The organism is Sphingomonas adhaesiva, from assembly GCF_036946305.1.
GTDB classification, from domain to species: domain Bacteria; phylum Pseudomonadota; class Alphaproteobacteria; order Sphingomonadales; family Sphingomonadaceae; genus Sphingomonas; species Sphingomonas adhaesiva_B.
Genome location: NZ_JAQIJJ010000010.1, coordinates 93652 through 112751, shown reverse-complemented (window position 1 = coordinate 112751; position 19100 = coordinate 93652). Strand labels below are relative to the sequence as shown.

Below are 19100 nucleotides of genomic sequence, written 5' to 3'. Positions count from 1 at the left end.
CTCTTGACAAACCAGACCAATTCCCGTGTCGTCTGCATACAGGTAGGAACGACAATAATACCACTTTGATGGGGGCGCGGGGACGATGGTACGCACTTTCGAAAGGCTTCTGCTGGGCACCGCGCTGGTCGCGCTGATCGCGGGCGGCAGCGCCGCGGCGCAGGTCACACCGGCACCGGGCGCGACCGCGGTCGATGCGCCCGCCGAAGGCGAGGGCACGGCCGGGCAGGACATCGTCGTCACCGGCACGCGGATCACGCGCCCGGGCGTCACCGCGGTCAGCCCGGTCGCCTCGGTCGATGCAGAGGCGATCGCGCTGGATCGCGCGCTGAACGTCGAGAGCGTGCTCAACCGCCTGCCGCAATTCGTCGGCAGCTTCGGCGCGTCGTCCAACGGCGCGGACTCGCGCGGCGCGGCGACCGCCGACCTGCGCGGGCTGGGGCAGAACCGGACATTGGTGCTGATCGACGGCACGCGCGGCGCGCCGTTCGGCTTCCGCAACTCGGTCGACCTCAATTCCATCCCCGCGCCGCTGGTCGAGCGGGTCGACGTGCTGACCGGCGGCGCCGCCGCGGTCTATGGCTCGGATGCGGTCGCAGGCGTCGTCAACTTCATCACCAAGCGCAACTTCACCGGGCTGGAGGCGCAGATCGTCTCCAACATCTCGGAGCGCGGCGATGCCGGATCGCGCGGCGCGAACCTGACCTGGGGCAAGGACCTGGGCGGGCGCGGCAATGTCGCGGTTTATCTCGGCTGGTCGGAGCGCGACCCGCTGTTCAAGCGCGACCGCGCCTTCGCAGCACCCGAGCGGTCCGACACCGGCGTCACTACCGCGCGGCCGCTGGGCGGCTTCTTCCGGCGCGCGGACGGGGCCAATGTGTTCGACCTGCGCGGGCTGGGCGGCGGCGCGCTGGGCAGCACCTTCGGCTATAACGACGACGGTTCGCTGTCGCCGGCCGCGACCAGCAGCGTGCTGAGCGGGCGGGAGTCGCTGGTGCTGTCGCAGCGGCGCTACAATGCCAGCCTGTTCTTCCACTACGACGTCGCCGACGGGGTCGAGCTGTACGGGCGCGGCATGTACGGCAACAGCAAGGTGCGCGACGCGCTGCCGCCGGCGACGGTTGCTGCCAATGTGCTGATCCGGCGCGACAATCCCTATCTGACGCCGCAGTTGCAGGCGATCCTGGCGCCCGCGTTCAACCGCACCAACGACGGCGCGCTGGGCGGCAACAGCGCCACGCTGCTGACCGTCACGCGCTCGCTGGGCGAACTGGGCGACCGCGTGACCGAGACCACGCGCGAAACGTGGCAGGGGCAGCTGGGGCTGCGCGGCACGATCGCGGGCGTCCGCTGGGACGCCTATGGCCAGTATGGGCGCAGCGACGAGTCGAGCCCGATCTATGGCGAGGGCGTGCTGACCCGGTTCCAGCAGGCGGCGAACGCGACCGTCGACGGCAGCGGCGCGGCGGTGTGCGCGGATGCGTCCAACGGCTGCGTGCCCGCCAACATCTTCGGCGCGGGTGCGATCAGCGCAGCGGCGGCGGCCTATATCGACGAGCCGGTGGCGCAGGGCCGCCGCCGCGAGCAGGTGGTGACCGGCATCACGCTGTCGGCGGACAGCGGCAATTTCCTGCGCCTGCCGGGTGGGCCGATCGACCTGGTCGCCGGCTTCGAATATCGCGACGAGCGCGGGCGCAACACCTATGGCGCGATCGCGCGCGCCGGCCAGACGTTCAACCAGGGCACGCGCGTTGACTTCGCGGGCGGCTATGACGTGAAGGACGTGTTCGTCGAGGCGCGCGCGCCGTTGCTGGCGGACGTGGCGTTCGTCCACCGGCTGAACGTCGAGGGGGCGTATCGCCGCTCCGATTATTCGACCAGCGGCGCGGTGGATGCGTGGAAGCTGGGCGGCGACTGGGCACCGTCGCCCGACCTGCGCCTGCGCGGCAGCTATCAGCGGGTGGTGCGCGCGCCCAATATCGGCGAGCTGTTCGGCGCGACCTCGTCGATCCCGTTGCAGGGGCGTGCGGTCGACCCGTGCGCCAACCCGACCGCGTCGGGCGCCTCGGTCGCGACCTGCACCGCGAGCGGCGCGCCCGCGGGCGGCTATGTGCAGGATCTGACCGGCGCGCTGTTCATCTTCGGCGGGCGGTCGACGATCCGGCCGGAGACGGGCAAGACCTGGACCGCGGGCGCGGTGCTGACGCCGCGGTTTCTCCCCGGGCTGACGCTGACCGCGGACTATTACGACATCCGCATCGACAATGCGGTGGGCGCGGTGCTGCCGCAGGCGACGCTGGATACGTGCTTCGTGGTGGCGCGCGATATCAACAACGTGTTCTGCCAGCAGGTGAAGCGGCAGGCGAACGGGCAGCTCGCCTCGGTCGACAGTTCCGACATCAACGTCGCGCTGCTGACCTCGCGCGGGATCGACGTGACGGGCGACTACGGGTTCGACGTCGCGGGCCTGCGTGCCGGGCTGAGCTATGCGGGGACGATCGTGCTGAGCCAGAAGCAGCAGAACGGCTCCACCGCACCGGTGGTGGAATGCGCCGGGCGGTTCGGCGCGACCTGCGGGCTGGAGGTGCGGCGCGCGCTGCCGCGCTATCGCCACCGCGTCGATGCCTCGCTGGGCGCGCAGGACGTGTCGGTGCGCGTGACGTGGCGGACCGAGGGCGCCGTGCGCGACGACGCCGCGACCACCTATCTGGTCGAGCGGATCGGGCCGCAGCATTATCTCGACCTGGCGGTGTCGTTCGACGTGAGCGAGCGGGCGCGGTTCATCGTCGGCGTCGACAATGTGCTCGATCGCCAGCCGCCGCTGGCGTTCACCAATTCGGCGGACGCGAACACCTTCCCGCAATCGTATGACGTGATCGGGCGGCGCTTCGGGGTGTCGTTCACGGTGAAGCGGTAGGGGCCGTCACGGACGCGCCGTCACCCCGGGCTTGACCCGGGGCCCATGGTGCCGCGGGCGCAAGCGTTCGGGGTGAGATGGATGCCGGGTCAAGCCCGGCATGACGGGGAGGAGGGGCGCCGCTAGGCTTCGATACAGCGTTCCTCCGCCATCCGGGCGGGGCGGCCGATCAGATAGCCCTGCACCTGGTGGCAGCCGCTGGCGCGCAGCGCGGCGAGTTCGCCTTCGCCCTCGACCCCCTCGGCCACGACGGGGACGCCCAGGCTGTGCCCCAGCGCGATGATGCTGCGCACGATCGAGGCGGAGGGGGCGTGGTCGAGCATCGACATGACGAAGCTGCGATCGATCTTCAGCTTGTCGAAGCGGAATTCGCGCAGGTTGCCGAGCGACGAATGGCCGGTGCCGAAATCGTCCATCACCACGCGCGCGCCCGCGTCCTGCAACGCGCGCAGCGCGGTCAGCGCGGCGGCGCGATTGACCCCCAGCAGCGTCGCGCTCTCGGTCACCTCGAACTCCAGCCGGGCGGGCGCGATACCGTGCCGCCGCGCCAGCGCCAGCAGCGATTCGGCCAGCCGGTCGTGGCGGAACTGGATCGCCGACAGGTTGAGCGCGAGCGACAGCCGCGGATCCCATTGCGCCGCGGTCGCCATCGCGCGGTCGGCGACCCACAGCCCGATCGCGCCGATCCCGCCGCTGGATTCGGCGAGCGGGATGAACAGCTCGGGCGAGATCTCGCCCAGCTCCGGATGCGACCAGCGCAGCAGCGCCTCATACCCCTCGACACGCAAGGTGCGCGCGTCGGCGATCGGCTGATAGGCGAGGTACATCTCGCCGCGCTCGATCGCGCCCTCCAGATCGTGGCCCAGCCGCCAGCGCAGCCGCACCTCCTCCTTCAGCCCCTCGTCGAAGAAGCGCGCGGTGTTCCGCCCCTCCGACTTGGCGCGGTACATCGCCATGTCGGCGAGGTTGTAGAGTTCCTCGAACGCCATGTCCGGGCCGGAGATGGCGACGCCCACGCTCATCCGCAGCGCGATGTCGTCGCTCGCCGTCGCCGCCAGCGCATCGAACAGCCGCGCCAGCAACCCCTCCGCCGCGCGCGGCTGATCGCGGGCCACCTGGATGATCGCGAATTCGTCGCCGCCCAGCCGCGCGACCAGATCGTCGCTGCGCACCCCGTCGGACAGCAAGGTTGCCGCCTTCCTGAGCGCGGCATCGCCGCCGGCATGGCCGAAGCGGTCGTTGATCGCCTTGAACTCGTCCAGGTCGATCGCGAACACCGCCACCCGCTCCCCGGTGCGCCTCGCGCGGGCGAGCTCGTGCGCCAGCCGCTCCTCGAACATCAGGCGGTTGGGCAGCCCGGTCAGCACGTCGTGATGCGCCAGGAAGGCGACGCGCCGCTCCGCCTCGCGCCGCTCCACCATCGCGTGGCGATATTCGGCAAGCCCGCGCGCCAGCTCGCCCAGCTCGTCGCGCCGCTCCAGCCCGGGGACGACGACGCTGGCGTCCAGCCCGGCGTTGAACTGGCGCAGCCGGTCGGCGATCTCCACGATCGGAAAGATCACGCGGCGGCGCAGCCACGTCGCCAGCAGCATGATGACGATCAGCAGGACCGCGCCGCCCAGCAGCACGCGATCGATGCTGCGCTGCATCTTGCGCGCATTGTGCGACACCTCGGCATCGATCCCGCGCACCAGCCGCAGCCTGAGGTCGCTGCGCGCATGTTCCAGCCGTTTCAGCCCGGCGAGGAAGCCCGGCATGCGCGGCTTGATCCCGGCGGGATCGTCGAGCGCGGCGCGCAGCAGATCGGCGCCGATCGCGGCGAAGCGGCGCGCGGCCTCGCGCCGCTCGGTCACCGCCAGCCGGATCTCGGCCGCCAGCGGCTCGCCGCCGTCGCCCCCAGCGCTCATGCGATCGTGGTCCAGCCGGCCCAGCGCGCGCGATGCGGCGACGGTCATCCCGCCGCGGTTCTCGGCGAAGCGGCGCAGCGCCTCCTCGGTCCGCCTCCGCGCCGCGACGGGCACCGGCTGCCCGCGCTCCGCGACGCGCGTCACCTCGCCGAGTCCCAGCCGAAGCTGCTGCTGGACCTGGTCATGCTCTTCCTCGGCGGCGAGCATCCCGCTCAACTGCTGGACGCGATCGTTCTCCGCCCGGACGTCGTCGACCGTCAGCACGCCGCCCGACAGCAGCGCCAGCGCCAGCACGAACACCGCCGCAAAGGCGGACAGGACGCGAGTGGAGATCGACTGCGGCAGCATATAATTGCGTGCGCCTAGCAGATCGCGCCTTACTATTCCCTTGCAACCTGCCCCGCGGACGCTTTCCATGCGCCCGTGCAATGTCCGCTACCGTACCGTTACATCGCGCCGGCGACCGTCACAGCCCCAGTTCGGCGCGGATGGCCGCGCCGTCGGCATCCAATGCGGGGGCGGGGCGCGCGGCAGGACGTGCCGCCTCGAAATCGATCGGGGTCGCGGGCAGCCGCATCGCGACGCCGTCCGCGCCGGTGATCTCGGTATAGCAGCCCGCGGCCTGCGCCTGCGCGTCCTGCGTCGCCTGCGCCACCGACTGGACCGGGCCGTAGATCAGATTCTCGCGTTTCAGCGCCGCGCGCGCCTCGTCCCAGGTCATCGCGCCGAAACCCTCGTCGAGCAGGTCGACCAGCGCCGGCCCGTTGGCGCGCCGCGCTCGTACCCCGTCGAAGCGCGGATCCTGCGTCAGCTCCGGCCGCCCGATCGCGCGCGCGAAGCGGGGGAAATCGTCCGCCCCCTGCCGCGGCACCACCACGAACCATTGCCCGTCGGCGGTGCGGAAGAAATTGTTGAGCGGGTTGATCGTCTCGTGCCGCGGCTTGGTGGAGGCGAGCTTGCCCATCTGCAACTGCACCGCATGTTCGGACGAGGCGGCATAGACGCCCATGCGCAGCAGCGAGGTCTCGATCTTCTGCCCCTCGCCGGTGCGTTCGCGATGGAACAGCGCGGCCATGACGCCCGCCGCCAGCCCCATCGCCGACATATGGTCGCCGATCCCGGTGCGCAGCTGCGCCGGATCGCCGCCCTTCACCGTGGTGAGCGTACACAGGCCGGAGCGCGCCCAGAAGGCGGTGATGTCGAACCCGGGCTGGTCCGCCTCCGGACCCGTCGCGCCATAGCCGGTGAAGCCGGCGAAGATCAGGTCGGGCTTGATCGCGCGCAGCCGCTCCCACGACAGGCCGAGCCGCTCCAGGCTTTGCGGCCGGGTGTTGGTGACGAAGACGTCGGCGGTGGCGACCAGCCGGCGCAGCACCTCCGCATCGTCATCGGTGGAGAGGTCGAGGACGATCGAGCGCTTGGAGCGGTTGTCGTTCTCGAACACGCGATTCTCGGCATCGTCGCGCCCGACCGAGGCATAGAAATGGCGGAACGGATCGCCCGCGGGCGTCTCCACCTTGATGACCTCCGCACCCCAGTCGGCGAGCAGCCCGCAGGCGCCGGGGCCGGCGATATAGCTCGCCAGTTCGATGACGCGGATACCGTTCAGCAAGGGCGCTCTCCTGATCGTGCGGCTCGTTCGGCCGTGAGGACAGGAGGTTAGGCGCGTGTTGAACGGGCGTAAAGGTGGCCTAAAAGCCCCTCCCCTTCAGGGGAGGGGTTGGGGTGGGGCGGTCACGAGCGATAGTCTCGGTGAGACCTCCCCCACCCCCAACCCAGTGTCAGGTAAACGATGCCCCGCATCGTTTAGGTCATGCCGGGGGCATGACCGACCTGACACTCCTGAAGGGGAGGGGCTTTCAGGTCGTCACACCATCGCCATCAGGCTGGCGTTGCCGCCGGCGGCGGTGGTGTTGATCGAGGTCGACACCTCCTCGACCAGCCACTCCAGCCGGTATCCGCCGGCCGCGGTCTGCGGCAGGACGATCGGTCCCGGCAGGTCCGCCAGCGCGGCCAGCGTCGCCTGTGCATCGTCCTCGATCAGCGCGCCCGCATATGGCCCCGCGGCGCGCCAGTCGTCGGCCCAGCGGACCCGCTGCGCCACGCTCGCGGGCAGGTCGCAGCGCAAGGCGGCCGCATCGCCGACGACGACCTCGTTGCCGCCGGCCAGCGCCATGCCCAGTTGCTCCACCAGCCCGGCGCGGGTCGCGGGCAGCAGCAGCACGCGGCCGCGCGGGTGGATCGCGTAGAGGTTGCGCTCGCCGACCGGGCCGTCCAGCGCCACCTGCGCGCCGAGCAGCGACGCCGCCACGGCATCGCGCACCCGCGCCGCCGCGACGGCATCGCCCGCCTCCTCCAGCCAGCGTGCGAGGTCGCGCGCGGCCGGGTCGGCCTCGTCGGAGGCGATCGCGGGGGGCAGCGGGGCGCCGGTCACCAGCCGCCCCAGATATAGCGGCCCGCCCGCCTTCGGTCCGGTGCCCGACAGCCCGCGCCCGCCGAACGGCTGGACGCCGACCACCGCGCCGATGACGTTGCGGTTGATGTAGAGGTTGCCCGCCTTCACCCGCGATGTGACGTGCGCGATCGTCTCGTCCAGCCGCGTGTGCAGCCCGAAGGTGAGGCCATAGCCGGTGGCGTTGATGCGGTCGATCAACTGGTCGAGCCGGTCACGGCGGAAGCGGACGATGTGGAGGACGGGGCCGAACACCTCGCGTTCCAGCGCGCCGAGATCGTCCAGCTCGATGATGGTCGGCGCCACGAAGGTGCCGTGCGCGATGTCACCGGCCAGCTGCGCCTGCTCCACCATGTGCCCGGCGTCGCGCATGCGGGCGATGTGGCGCTCGATATTCTCCTTGGCCTCGGCGGTGATGACGGGGCCGATATCGGTCGCGAGGCGATCGGTGCGGCCGATCGACAATTCGTGGAGCGCGCCCTTGACCATCGCCAGCGTGCGGTCGGCGACCTCCTCCTGAAGGCACAGGATGCGCAGCGCGGAGCAGCGCTGGCCCGCGCTGTCGAACGCCGACGCGATGACGTCCGCCACCACCTGTTCGGCCAGCGCGGAGCTGTCGACGATCATCGCATTCTGCCCGCCGGTTTCCGCGATCAGCGGGATCGGCGCGCCATCGGCGGACAGGCGGGTGGCAAGCTGCTTCTGGATCAGCCGCGCGACCTCGGTCGAGCCGGTGAACATCACGCCCGCCGTCTCGATCGCGGCGACCAGCGCCGCGCCGATCGCGCCATCGCCGGGGACGAGCTGGAGCGCGTCGGCGGGGACGCCCGCCTCGTGGAGCAGCGCCACGCCCTGTGCGGCGATCAGCGGGGTTTCCTCCGCGGGCTTGGCGAGCACCGCATTGCCCGCGACCAGCGCGGCGGCGACCTGCCCGGTGAAGATCGCGAGCGGGAAGTTCCACGGGCTGATGCAGGTGACGACGCCCAGCGGACGTTGCGCATTGCCCAGCGTGGTGCGCGCCTGCTGCGCATAATAGCGCAGGAAGTCGATCGCCTCGCGCACCTCGGCGATGGCGTTGGGCAGCGACTTGCCCGCCTCGCGCACGATCAGCGCCAGCAGGTGCGGCATCCGCGCCTGCATCGCGTCGGCGGCGCGCTCCAGGATCGCGGCGCGCTCGGTCGCGGGGACGGCGGCCCAGCGCGGCGCGGCGGCGTGCGCCAGCCGGGCGGCGTCGGCAGCCTGCTCCGGTGTCATTTCATGGACGATGCCGACGCGGTCGCGGTGATCGGCGGGGTTGAGGACGTCGCGCGGCACGCCGTTTCCACCGGCAAGCCACGGGCCAGCGGCGGGCAGCGCCTCCGACAGCGCGGCGAGCGTGCGCTCGTCGGACAGGTCGAGGCCGTCCGAATTGGCGCGGTCGCCGTACAGGTCGTGCGGCAGCGCGATCTGCGGATGCTTCTGCCCGGGCGCGGTCATCGCGCGGACGGTCTGGACCGGGTCGGCGACCAGCTCCGCGATCGGCACCTCGGGGTCGGCGATGCGGTTGACGAAGGAGGAATTGGCGCCGTTTTCGAGCAGGCGGCGGACCAGATAGGCCAGCAATGTCTCGTGCGTGCCGACGGGGGCGTAGATGCGGCACGGGCGGTTCAGCTTCCCGCGGCCGACCACCTCGTCGTACAGCGGCTCGCCCATGCCGTGGAGGCACTGGAATTCATAGTCGCCGAGCGCGAAATCGGGGCCGGCGAGGTGATAGATCGTCGCCAGCGTCTGCGCATTGTGGGTGGCGAATTGCGGAAACACCGCGTCCTTCGCCGCCAGCAGCCGGCGGGCGCACGCGACATAGGCGACATCGGTGTGGATCTTGCGGGTATAGACCGGGAAATCGGCGAGGCCGTCGACCTGCGCGCGCTTGATCTCCGCATCCCAATAGGCCCCCTTGACCAGCCGCACCATGAGGCGGCGGCGCGACCGGCGGGCGAGATCGACGATCCAGTCGATCACGAAGGGGCAGCGCTTGCCATAGGCCTGTACGACGAAGCCGAGACCGCCCCAGCCCGCCAGATCGCGGTCGGTGGCGAGCGATTCGAGCAGGTCGAGCGACAGTTCCAGCCGGTCGGCCTCCTCGGCATCGATGTTGAGGCCGATGTCGTGGCGCTTCGCGATCAGCGCCAGCGCCTTCACCCGCGGCAGCAGCTCCGCCATGACGCGCCCCGCCTGCGCGCGGACGTAGCGCGGGTGGAGCGCGGAGAGCTTGATCGAGATGCCCGGGCCTTCATACGGCCCCTTGCCGCGGGCCGCGCGGCCGATCGCCTCGACCGCGGTTTCGTAATCGCGATAATAGCGATCCGCATCGGCGGCGGTGGTCGCCGCCTCGCCCAGCATGTCGTAGCTGTAGCGGAAGCCGCGCGCCTCCAGCGGACGCGCGCGCTTCAGCGCCTCGCCGATCGTCTCGCCGGTCACGAACTGCTCGCCCATCATCCGCATCGCCATGTCGACGCCGCGGCGGATCACCGGCTCGCCCGCGCGCGCGATCAGCCGGGTGAGCGCGGCGGCCAGCCCGCTGTCGTTGACGCTGCCGGTCAGCTTGCCGGTGACCACCAGCCCCCAGCTCGCGGCATTGACGAACAGCGAGCGTCCGTCGCCGGCATGCGCGCGCCAGTCGCCGCCGGCGATCTTGTCGCGGATCAGCGCATCGCGGGTGGCGTCATCGGGGATGCGCAGCAGCGCCTCCGCGAGACACATCAGCGCGACGCCTTCCTGGCTGGACAGCGCATATTCCTGCACCAGTCCCTCGACGCCGGTCCCCTTGTGCTTGGTGCGCAGCGCGGTGACCAGCGCGGCGGCGGTCGCCTGCGCGGCGGCGCGCAGGTCGGGGGCGAGCGTCGCTTCCTCCAGCAGCGGGGCGATGCACGCCTGCTCCGGGCGGCGATAGGCCGAGGTGATGCGGCGGCGAAGCGGCGTGGGCGTGCGGACCGGGGGAGCGAAATCGGCGAAAGGCGGCTGGGTCATCCCCGCGTCATAGCAGAAAGCGTGCTGGCGATTCGCCCGCATATGGCGCAGGATCATACCGAACGAACCGGATTACCGACGCAAGGCAGATCGAATGGCCGCCAATACGCCACCTGACAGCACGATCGACGCGTTCGACCGGCGGATCATCGACGCGCTGCGCGCCGATGGCCGGCTGTCGGTGGCGGAGCTGGCGCGGCGGGTGGGGCTGTCGAAATCGCCATGCCAGGTGCGGCTGCGACGGCTGATCGACCAGGGCTATATCCTGGGCTTCCGTGCGATCGTCGATCCGGCGCGGCTGGGGCTGGACCATGTCGCCTTCACCGAGGTGAAGCTGTCCGACACGCGCGAGGCGGCGCTGGAGGAGTTCCGCCGCGCGGTGCTGCGCATCCCGGAGGTGGAGGAATGCCATATGATCGCCAGCAGCTTCGACTATCTGCTGAAGGTGCGCACCGCCGACATCCGCCGCTATCGCGCGGTGCTGGGCGAGCGGATCTCGGCGCTGCCGCACGTCGCGAGCACGTCGACGTTCGTGGCGATGGAGACGATCCGCGATCCGGCGGTGTGACCCCATCCACATCGTCACCCCGGACCCTTCGACAAGCTCAGGAGAGCCTTGTTCCGGGGTCCAGGCTTCCGCAAGATGACCGTCGTGTTGCATGCGGAACCCTGGATGCCGGAGCACGTCCGGCATGACGGACGAAACGTCAGGAGAAAGCCCGATGAACAGCCGCGATCTCGTCGACCCGGAATTGCTGCCGATGCTCGACATGTGGCCGACCATGACCCTGTCGGCGGAGCTGCTGCCGCTGGCGCGCGGGCGCGAGATCGCGCGGCCGCCGGTGCCGCCGACCGATGTCGCGCTGGAGCGCGTCACGGTGCCGGGGCGCGACGGCGCGCCCGATATCGGCATGGACGTGTATCGTCCCGGTGACGCGAGCGCGCCGGTCGGGTGCATCTATCACGTCCATGGCGGCGGCTATGTCATGGGGGCGGCGAGCGAGATGGAGTTCTTCCTGCGGCCCATGGCGCAGGAACTGGGCTGTGCGATCGTGTCGGTCGACTATCGGCTGGCGCCGGAGACGGCGCATCCCGGACCGGTCGAGGATTGCTATGCGGGGCTGGCCTGGACGTTCGCCAATGCCGCCGCGCTGGACATCGATCCGGCGCGGATCGGCGTGCTGGGGCAGAGCGCGGGCGGCGGGCTGGCGGCGGCGCTGGCGCTGCTGGCGCGCGATCGCGGCGAATACGGCCTCGCGTTCCAGCATCTGGTCTATCCGATGCTGGACGACCGCACCTGCACCGCGCCCGCGCATCCGGTGGCGGGCACGTTCGTGTGGAACGGCGGCAGCAACCGCTTCGGCTGGTCCGCGCTGCTGGGGCAGGCGCCGGGCGGGGCGGACGTGTCGCCCTATGCCGCGGCGGCGCGCGCGACCGACCTGTCGGGGCTGCCGCCGACCTATATCATGACCGGCGCGCTGGACCTGTTCGTGGACGAGGACATCGCCTTTGCGCAGCGGCTGATCGCGGCGGGGGTGCCGACCGAGTTGCAGGTCTATCCCGGCGCGTTCCACGCCTTCGACGCCTTCCCCGATGCGGCGGTGTCGCGGCGCGCGCGGGCGGATCGCAACGCTGCGCTCGCCCGCGCGCTGGGATAGCGCCATGTGCGTCCTGGCGCTGGCGTGGCGCGCGCATCCGCGCTGGCGGCTGGTGGTGGCGGCCAATCGCGACGAGTTCCACGACCGTCCGGCCGCGCCGCTGGCGCCGTGGGCGGATCGCGACATCATTGCCGGGCGCGACCTGACCGCCGGGGGAACATGGCTGGCGGTGACGCGCGCGGGCGGGTTCGCCGCGGTCACCAACCTGCGCGGCTTCGGCGGGCCGGATCCGGCGAAGACGTCGCGCGGGGCGCTGGTGGTCGATCTGGCGCTGGGCGAGCCGATCGACGACGCGCGCGCGGCGTCGGTCAACCCGTTCAACGCGGTCGCGATCGGTGGGGGTGCTGCGACGTTCCTGACCAACCGTCCCGATTCGGCGCGCCATCCGCTGGCGCCCGGCATCCACGCCATGTCGAACGGCCCGCTCGATCCGCCCTGGCCCAAGACGCAGCGGCTGTCCGCGCTGATCGCGGAGTGGATCGCCGCGCCCGCGCCGGAGACGGAGACGCTGTTCGCCGGGCTGCGCGACCGCTCGCCCCCGGTCGGCGACGGGGGCGACCCGGTCGCGATCTTCGTCGATCATCCGGTCTATGGCACGCGATGCAGCACGCTGGTGCTGGTGGATGCGGCCGGCAACGGCACGATCGCGGAGCGCCGCTATGATGCGGCGGGCGCGCGGGTCGGCGATACGCGACACGACTTCGTCTGGCCGGCGGGCTGACCGCGATGGCGCAAACGCTATGCGCCCGTGTGCCGCATCGAGCGACAAACGCATAACTTTCGCGGCGCGCCTTCGCCTAGGCTGCCGCCACGAAGAAGGGGACGGGGCGTGCGGGGTATCGCGGGAGCATGGCTGGCAGCGGCGCTGATCGCGGCGCCGGCGCTGGGGGAGGAACCGTTCGAGGAACCCGCGGTCGTCACCACCCATCGTTTCGCCGCGGCGGGCGTGGGCGCGTTCGACTATCGTGCGGAGGCCGGGCGCGTCGCGATCCGCGATGCCGAGACGGGCGTGCCGCGCGCGCGCATGTTCTATGTCGCTTATGTCCGCGCGCAACCGGCGGGCGCGCCGCCGCGGCCGGTGCTGTTCGTGTGGAACGGCGGGCCGGGGGCGCCGTCCACCACCCTCCAGTTCGAGTTCGCGGGGCCGAAGCGGCTCGACGGCGAGCGAATGGTCGACAATCCGGAGACGCTGCTGGCGCATGCCGACCTCGTCTTCGTCGATATGGTGGGCAGCGGGTTCAGCCGGCTGGCGCGCGCGGACGAAGCACCGGCCTTCTACGGCACGATCGCGGACACGCGCGCCTTCGCCGAGTTCGTGCGCGCGTGGCGGGCGACGCACGGCGCAGAGGCGGCGCCGACGTATCTGATGGGCGAGAGTTTCGGTTCGGCGCGCGCGGGACAGGTGGCGTATCTGCTGGGGCAGGCGGGGACGCCGGTATCGGGCGTGGTGCTGATCTCGGGCGGGCTGGGGCTGCCGGATGCGACGCCGCCCGCGCTGGCGAGCGCGCTGCATGTCGTCGATCTGGCGGCGACCGTGCGCGCAGGCGGGAAGGGCGGCGGCGAGGACGATGCCGCGACCGAGGCGTGGGCGCGGCGCGTCTATGCCCCCGCGCTCGACCGGGCGGCGGCGCTGCCCGCGGCGGAGCGCGAAGCGGTGGTCGCGCGGCTGGCGGCGTTGACCGGGATGCCGCCGGCGCGGATCGACGCGCGCACCCTGCGCTTCACGCCGCGGGCGTGGCTGGAGGCGACCAGCCCCGCCGCGACGCCGCGCAACGCCTATGACATGCGGCTGACCGCGGAGCCGGTGGTGGCGGAGGCGCGGATGGTGGCGCAGCTGCGCGGGCCGCTCGGCTATCGCACCAGCCTGCCCTATTGGGGGATCGAGCCGGTCGAGCGCGGGTTCAGCCCGGACGGCACCTTCCCCGAAGGCGTCAACGCGCGCTGGAACTGGGCGACGCAGAAGATGACGCCGGAGGAGGTGCAGGCGGAATATCGCCGCGCCGCCGCCGCGGGCGACGGGCCGCCGCGGCTCGGACCCCCGCCGCCGGGCACCGCGGAGGCGATGCGCGCCGCGCCCGCGCTGCGCGTGCTGGTCGCGACCGGATTGTACGACAGCTACAATAGCTGTGCCGCCAATCGCGAGCGGGTGGTGCGACTGCCTGCCGATCTGACGCCGCGGGTGACGTTCCGCTGCTATCCCGGCGGGCACATGATGTATCGCGATGCGCCCGCGCGGCGCGCGCTGTCCAACGATGTTGCGGCGCTGCTCGCCGCCGGGGAGTGAAGCGGATGACGCGACGGGTTGCGCTGATGATGATGACGTCGCTTGTGGCGGCGGCTCCGGTGATGGCGCAGAATGCACCGGTCGCCCCTGCGGCCATGCGGGCCGCACCTGCCGAACGCCGTGCGGAGACGCATCATGCCGGCACGTTCGCCGGGCAGGCGCTGCGCTATACCGCGGTGGTGGAGGACAATATCGTCCCCGCGGCCGACGGCACGCCGGGCGCGTCGATCGTCACCACCGCCTATCTGCGCGAGGGGGTGAAGGACGTGCGCCGGCGCCCGGTGCTGTTCGCGTTCAACGGCGGACCGGGCGCGGGATCGGCGATGCTCAACACCAAGGCGCTGGGGCCGATGATCCGCGCCGAGGAGCCGGCGGGGGCGGCGCCGACGATGGCGGGCGCGTCGACCGCGCCGCTGGTGGCCAACGCCGACAGCGTGCTGGACGCGGTCGACCTCGTCTTCGTCGATCCGGTCGGCACCGGGGTCAGCCGCGCGCTGCCCGGCGTCGATGCCAAGCAATATTACAATGCCGATGCCGATGTGCGATCGGTGCAGCAGGCGATCGCGCACTGGCTGAAGGTACACCGGCGCGAGGCGTCGCCGCGCTATGTGATGGGCGAAAGCTACGGCACGGTGCGCGCCGGGCTGCTGATGCGCGATCGCGCGGCGCTGCGCTTCGACGGGGTGATGCTGGTGGCGCTGGTGGGGCGGACGCCGGGGCCGGACCTGCCGTTCATCACCGCGCTGCCGACGATGGCGGCGGGGCGCTGGTTCCACCGTCCGGATACACGCGACGGCAAGAGCGTGCGGCAAGTGTATGACGAGGCGGTCGCATTTGCGCAGACGGACTATGCCAGCGCGCTGATCCGCGGTGGCAGCATGGCCGCGGGCGAGCGTGAGGCGATGGCGCGCCGGGTGGCGGCGATGATCGGGGTCGATCCCGCGCTGGTGCTCGCCAACGCGCTGCGCGTGCCGAAGAACGTGTGGATGTTCAACCTGTTGAAGGATCGCGGGCTGCGCACCGGGTTGCTCGACGTGCGCGTCACCGCGCCGCTGCCGGCGGATCAGGAGGGCGATGGCGCGCTCGACGATCCCGCGCTGGCGGTGGTGCCGACCGGGGCGAAGAAGGACGGCAAGCCGTTCAACCCGGCCGATGTCGGGCCGGTGCCCAATCCGGTGTTCGGCGCACACCTGACGCACGACCTGAAGTTCCCGACGCAGGACATCTATTATGCGGTCAATTTCTCCGCCAATGCGGCGTGGAAGCACGACCCCACGATCGATGCGGTGCGCCCGGTGGCCGACGCGATGCGCGCCGATCCCAAGCTGCGGCTGTTCTGGACCGCGGGGGTCTATGACCTGACCACGCCGGCCTATGAGGCGCGCTACGGGCTGGATCAGGCGGGGATCCCGGCGGAGCGGCTGACCGCGGAGATCTTCGACGGGCCGCACGGCGTGTACGAGGGCGTGGCGAACCGCGCGAAGTTCGCGGCGGCGGTGCGCGGGTTCGTGGCCCTCAGGTAAGTCGCCCCAGCGCAGGCTGGGGCCTCATGCGGTCGAAGCGAAGCGCCTGCCGCACGAGATCCCAGCCTGCGCTGGGATGACGCTATTGCCCATACATCGCGCGCGCGTCCGCGCGGAAGGCGGCGCCGCTGTCGGTGCGGCTGTAGAACATGTGCCCGCCCGGATAGACGCGCAGCCGCACGCGTTCCGCGGTGCCGAAGGCGGGCATCTGATCGACGAGCAGCCGCGACGCGAAATAGGGGCAGGACAGATCGTCCCAGCCGTGGACGATCATCACCTGCATCTTGGGATCGACCGCGATCGCCTTGCGCAGGTCCGTGACCGGCGCGTCGTCGGGCTTGCCGCGATCCCATGCCGCATTCACCGAATAGGACAAGGCATTGTAGCGCGCGTCGGTCTTCCACCCCAGTTCGCGGGTGGTGAAATCGACCATCGCGCTGGTGGTCGGCGCGATCAGCGCGTCCAGGATGGGATCGTTCGCGCGCTGCTCCGCCGCCCAGGGGAAGGGATCGAAGGCGGTGACGTTGGAATCATAGACGCTGCCGATCGTTCCCTCGGCACGATGCACCTCGCGCAGATAGGTGCCGGTGTCGACGCGCCCGCCCAGCTTCTTCACCAATGCCGGGTCAAGCCCGGTGAGGTCGGTGACGCGCGCCACGATCCGCGCCGTCGCCTCCGGATCGGAGCGGCCGCGCAGCAGGTCGCGCAGGTAATCGCCGCGGACATATTCCTCCACCTGCGTCATCGCGGCGGGGGTGAGGCGGCCCTGCCGTTCCAGGTTGGCCGCGGCCATCGACGGCAGCGCGACCATCCACGGCAGCGGCGACAGCGCGGTGGCGTCATCGCGCGAGGCGGGATCGAGATAGGGGGAGACGAGGATCAGCCCGTTGACCCCGACGCCGATCTGCGATTGCAGCTCATAGGCGATGCGCGGCACGCGATATCCGCCATAGCTTTCGCCCATGATATACTTGGGCGAGCGCAGCCGGCCCTCCTTCACCAGCCAGTCATAGACGACCTTGCTGAGATATTTCACGTCGGGATCGTTGGCGTAGAACGCCTTCTTCGTCGCCTCGGCATCGATCAGGCTGCGGCTGAACCCGGTGCCGACGGGATCGATGAAGACGAGGTCGGTGAAGTCGAGCCAGCTGTTGGGATTGTCGCGCGCGATCGGTGCGTCGGACGGGGCATCGCCCTGCGCGCCGAACTGCACGCGCTTCGGCCCGATCGCGCCCATGTTGAGATAGACCGAGGAAGCGCCGGGACCACCGTTGAACGCGAAGGTGACCGGGCGCCGCGCATCGCCGCCGGGGACGGTGTAGGCGGTATAGACGACCTGCGCGATCTCCTTGCCCTTGTCGTCGCGCACCGCGATCGTGCCGACGGTGGCGCGATAGCTGAGCGTGCGCGCGCCGATCCGTGCGGTCTGCGCGATGCTGCGGTCGGCCGGCAGCGGGGGGAGGTCGATGTCCGCTTTCTTCTCGCCGGCCTTGGCGGCGGCAGGCTTGTCGTCCTGCGCGACCGCGGGGGCGGTGGTCAGCAGCAACAGCGCCGCGGCGGCGGGGGGCATCAATCGCATCGGAATCCTCGTTGTTTCCCGGATCGTTAGCGCGGCGGTTCCTTCAGGACCAGAGGCAGGCCGGCGACGATCAGATGGACGTGGGTGGCCGCCGCCGCGACGCGCTGGTTGACGATGCCGGCGGCATCACGGAACGCGCGCGCCAGCGCATTGTCGGGGACGATGCCCCAGCCGACCTCGTTCGCGACCAGCAGCACGCGCGCCCGCATCGCCGCCAGCGCGGCGAGCAGCGCGTCGCATGCGGCCGGGATGTCGGCGTCGGCGAGCAGCAGGTTGGAGGTCCATAGCGTCAGGCAATCGACCAGGATCGTGGTGTCGGGCGCGTCGGCGGTGCGCAGCGCGGCGGCGAGGTCGGTCGGCGCCTCGACCGTGCGCCAGCGCGCGTCGCGATCGGCGCGGTGGCGCGCGATACGGTCGCGCATCTCGTCATCGAATCCTTGCGCGGTGGCGACGAAGACGAGGCGTCCGCCCGCCGCCTCCGCCAATGCCTGCGCGTGGCGGCTCTTGCCGGAGCGCGCGCCGCCCAGCACCAGCGTCGTCATCCCCATAGCAGCCATGCTCCCAACAGGCCGGTTTCGACCAGTTCGATCCCCGCGCCATGGACGTCCCCGCTGACGCCGCCGAGCCGTACCCGCGCCCAGAGCGCGACGGCGCCGATCAGCGGTGCGGCGGCGGCGAGCCACGGCATGGCGACGCAGGCGGCGGCGAGCAGCGCCGCCCAGCCGAGCGCGTCGCGGGCGCGCACCGCGGCGGCGACCTGCGCGCCCAGTCCGGGCTTGAGCGCGGGCAGGACGCGCGCCCAGACGAGCGGGCCGACGCGCGCGGCAAACGGGATCGCCGCCAGCATCCACAGCGGCACGCCCGCGGCGATGACGGCGTGGAGCAGCACCAGCTTGGCGAGGAGCTGGACGACGAGGGTGACGGTGCCGAAGCTGCCGATATGCGGATCGGCCATCACCGCGATCAACCGCGCGCGGTCGCCATGCGCGGCGCCCAGCCCGTCGGCGACGTCGGCCAGCCCGTCGAGGTGGAGCGCGCCGGTCATCGCGACCCACGCCACCAGCGCCGCGAGCGCGCCGATCCACGCGTCGCCGATCGCGGCGGCGAGCACGACGGGCGCGCCGACGACCAGCCCCGCGACCGGATAGAGGCGGATCGCGGCGGCCATGTCCGCGGCGGTCGTCTCGATCCGCGGGACGGGCAGGCGGGTGAGGAAGCCGATCGCGAGGAACAGGCGCTTCATGTGCGCAACCCGGTCAGCTGTGCGGTGCCGTCCGGCCAGCAGCGCAGCGACAGCAGCGCGGCATAGGGCAGATGAAACGCCCAGACCTGTCGCGCATCGAAGCCGCACGCGTGCGCCAGCGCCGCGCGCATCGCACCGCCATGGGTCACCACCAGCGTGTCGTCGCCGCAATCGTCGAGCGCGGCGCCGACGCGGGTCACCAGCGTGGACCAGCGCTCGCCATCGGGGGGCGGGTGCGCGTCGGCATCGTCGTAGAAGCGCCGCAGTGCGTCGGCGTCGATCGCCGCGGCGGGCAGGCCGTCCCACGCGCCGAAGTCCAGCTCGCGCCAGCGTGGGTCGACCTGCGCGGGCGCGGGCGCGCAGTCGCGCGCGCGGGCGAGATCGGAGGTGACGATGTGGCGCGGCGCGATCGTCGCGGCCACCGCGTGGCAGGCGGCGATCCCCTGCGCGGTGACCGCCATGTCGGTGCGGCCCAGCAGCAGCCCCGGCGTCGCGGGTGCGCCGTGGCGCATCAGGTGGATCGTGCGC

13 protein-coding genes are annotated in these 19100 nt (G+C 71.5%); 6 read left to right on the top strand and 7 right to left on the bottom strand.

The window, feature by feature from the left end; genetic code table 11:
- The first annotated feature begins 85 nt into the window (after positions 1-85).
- On the top strand, positions 86-2917 hold the full coding sequence (locus tag PGN14_RS15785) for a TonB-dependent receptor domain-containing protein (protein WP_335300536.1): 2832 nt from the start codon (positions 86-88) through the stop codon (positions 2915-2917).
- A 122-nt stretch (positions 2918-3039) separates the two neighbouring features.
- Here PGN14_RS15785 and PGN14_RS15780 read toward each other — a convergent pair whose 3' ends face one another.
- From PGN14_RS15780 to putA, 3 genes are all read right to left on the bottom strand, one after another.
- On the bottom strand, positions 3040-5172 hold the full coding sequence (locus PGN14_RS15780; protein WP_335300535.1) for a putative bifunctional diguanylate cyclase/phosphodiesterase: 2133 nt from the start codon (positions 5170-5172) through the stop codon (positions 3040-3042).
- A gap of 118 nt (positions 5173-5290) precedes the next feature.
- Complete coding sequence (locus tag PGN14_RS15775) at positions 5291-6436, bottom strand: CaiB/BaiF CoA transferase family protein (protein ID WP_335300534.1); 1146 nt, start codon at positions 6434-6436, stop codon at positions 5291-5293.
- Positions 6437-6691: 255 nt separating this feature from the next.
- Entirely contained in the window at positions 6692-10285 is a 3594-nt protein-coding gene (gene putA / locus PGN14_RS15770; RefSeq protein ID WP_335300533.1) for a trifunctional transcriptional regulator/proline dehydrogenase/L-glutamate gamma-semialdehyde dehydrogenase, read from the bottom strand.
- A gap of 94 nt (positions 10286-10379) precedes the next feature.
- Here putA and PGN14_RS15765 point away from each other — a divergent pair, with 94 nt between their 5' ends.
- From PGN14_RS15765 to PGN14_RS15745, 5 genes are all read left to right on the top strand, one after another.
- Positions 10380-10853: an Lrp/AsnC family transcriptional regulator gene (locus PGN14_RS15765; protein ID WP_335300532.1), complete on the top strand. Its 474-nt coding sequence runs from the start codon at positions 10380-10382 to the stop codon at positions 10851-10853.
- Positions 10854-11007: 154 nt separating this feature from the next.
- Positions 11008-11943, top strand: a complete 936-nt coding sequence (locus PGN14_RS15760; protein ID WP_335300531.1) for an alpha/beta hydrolase — start codon at positions 11008-11010, stop codon at positions 11941-11943.
- 4 nt (positions 11944-11947) lie between these two features.
- Positions 11948-12664 (top strand): NRDE family protein, encoded by a 717-nt coding sequence (locus PGN14_RS15755; protein WP_335300530.1) that lies wholly within the window; start codon positions 11948-11950, stop codon positions 12662-12664.
- A gap of 108 nt (positions 12665-12772) precedes the next feature.
- Positions 12773-14227 (top strand): S10 family serine carboxypeptidase-like protein, encoded by a 1455-nt coding sequence (locus PGN14_RS15750; RefSeq protein ID WP_335300529.1) that lies wholly within the window; start codon positions 12773-12775, stop codon positions 14225-14227.
- Positions 14228-14232: 5 nt separating this feature from the next.
- A complete protein-coding gene (locus PGN14_RS15745) occupies positions 14233-15750 on the top strand; it encodes a S10 family serine carboxypeptidase-like protein (RefSeq protein ID WP_335300528.1) in 1518 nt (505 codons plus the stop codon).
- A gap of 82 nt (positions 15751-15832) precedes the next feature.
- Here the strand turns inward: PGN14_RS15745 and PGN14_RS15740 are convergent, their stop codons facing one another.
- The 4 genes from PGN14_RS15740 to PGN14_RS15725 are packed head-to-tail and all read right to left on the bottom strand — an operon-like array spanning position 15833 to position 19084.
- On the bottom strand, positions 15833-17329 hold the full coding sequence (locus tag PGN14_RS15740; protein ID WP_335300527.1) for a S10 family peptidase: 1497 nt from the start codon (positions 17327-17329) through the stop codon (positions 15833-15835).
- Positions 17330-17355: 26 nt separating this feature from the next.
- Entirely contained in the window at positions 17356-17877 is a 522-nt protein-coding gene (gene cobU / locus PGN14_RS15735) for a bifunctional adenosylcobinamide kinase/adenosylcobinamide-phosphate guanylyltransferase (protein ID WP_335300582.1), read from the bottom strand.
- Entirely contained in the window at positions 17868-18572 is a 705-nt protein-coding gene (gene cobS, locus PGN14_RS15730) for an adenosylcobinamide-GDP ribazoletransferase (protein WP_335300526.1), read from the bottom strand. The genes cobU and cobS overlap by 10 nt, the downstream gene beginning before the upstream one ends.
- The gene (locus tag PGN14_RS15725) at positions 18569-19084 is read right to left on the bottom strand and encodes a histidine phosphatase family protein (protein WP_335300581.1); all 516 of its coding nucleotides are present in this window, start codon (positions 19082-19084) and stop codon (positions 18569-18571) included. Before PGN14_RS15725 ends, cobS begins: the two co-directional genes overlap by 4 nt.
- Between the last annotated feature and the right edge of the window lie 16 nt (positions 19085-19100).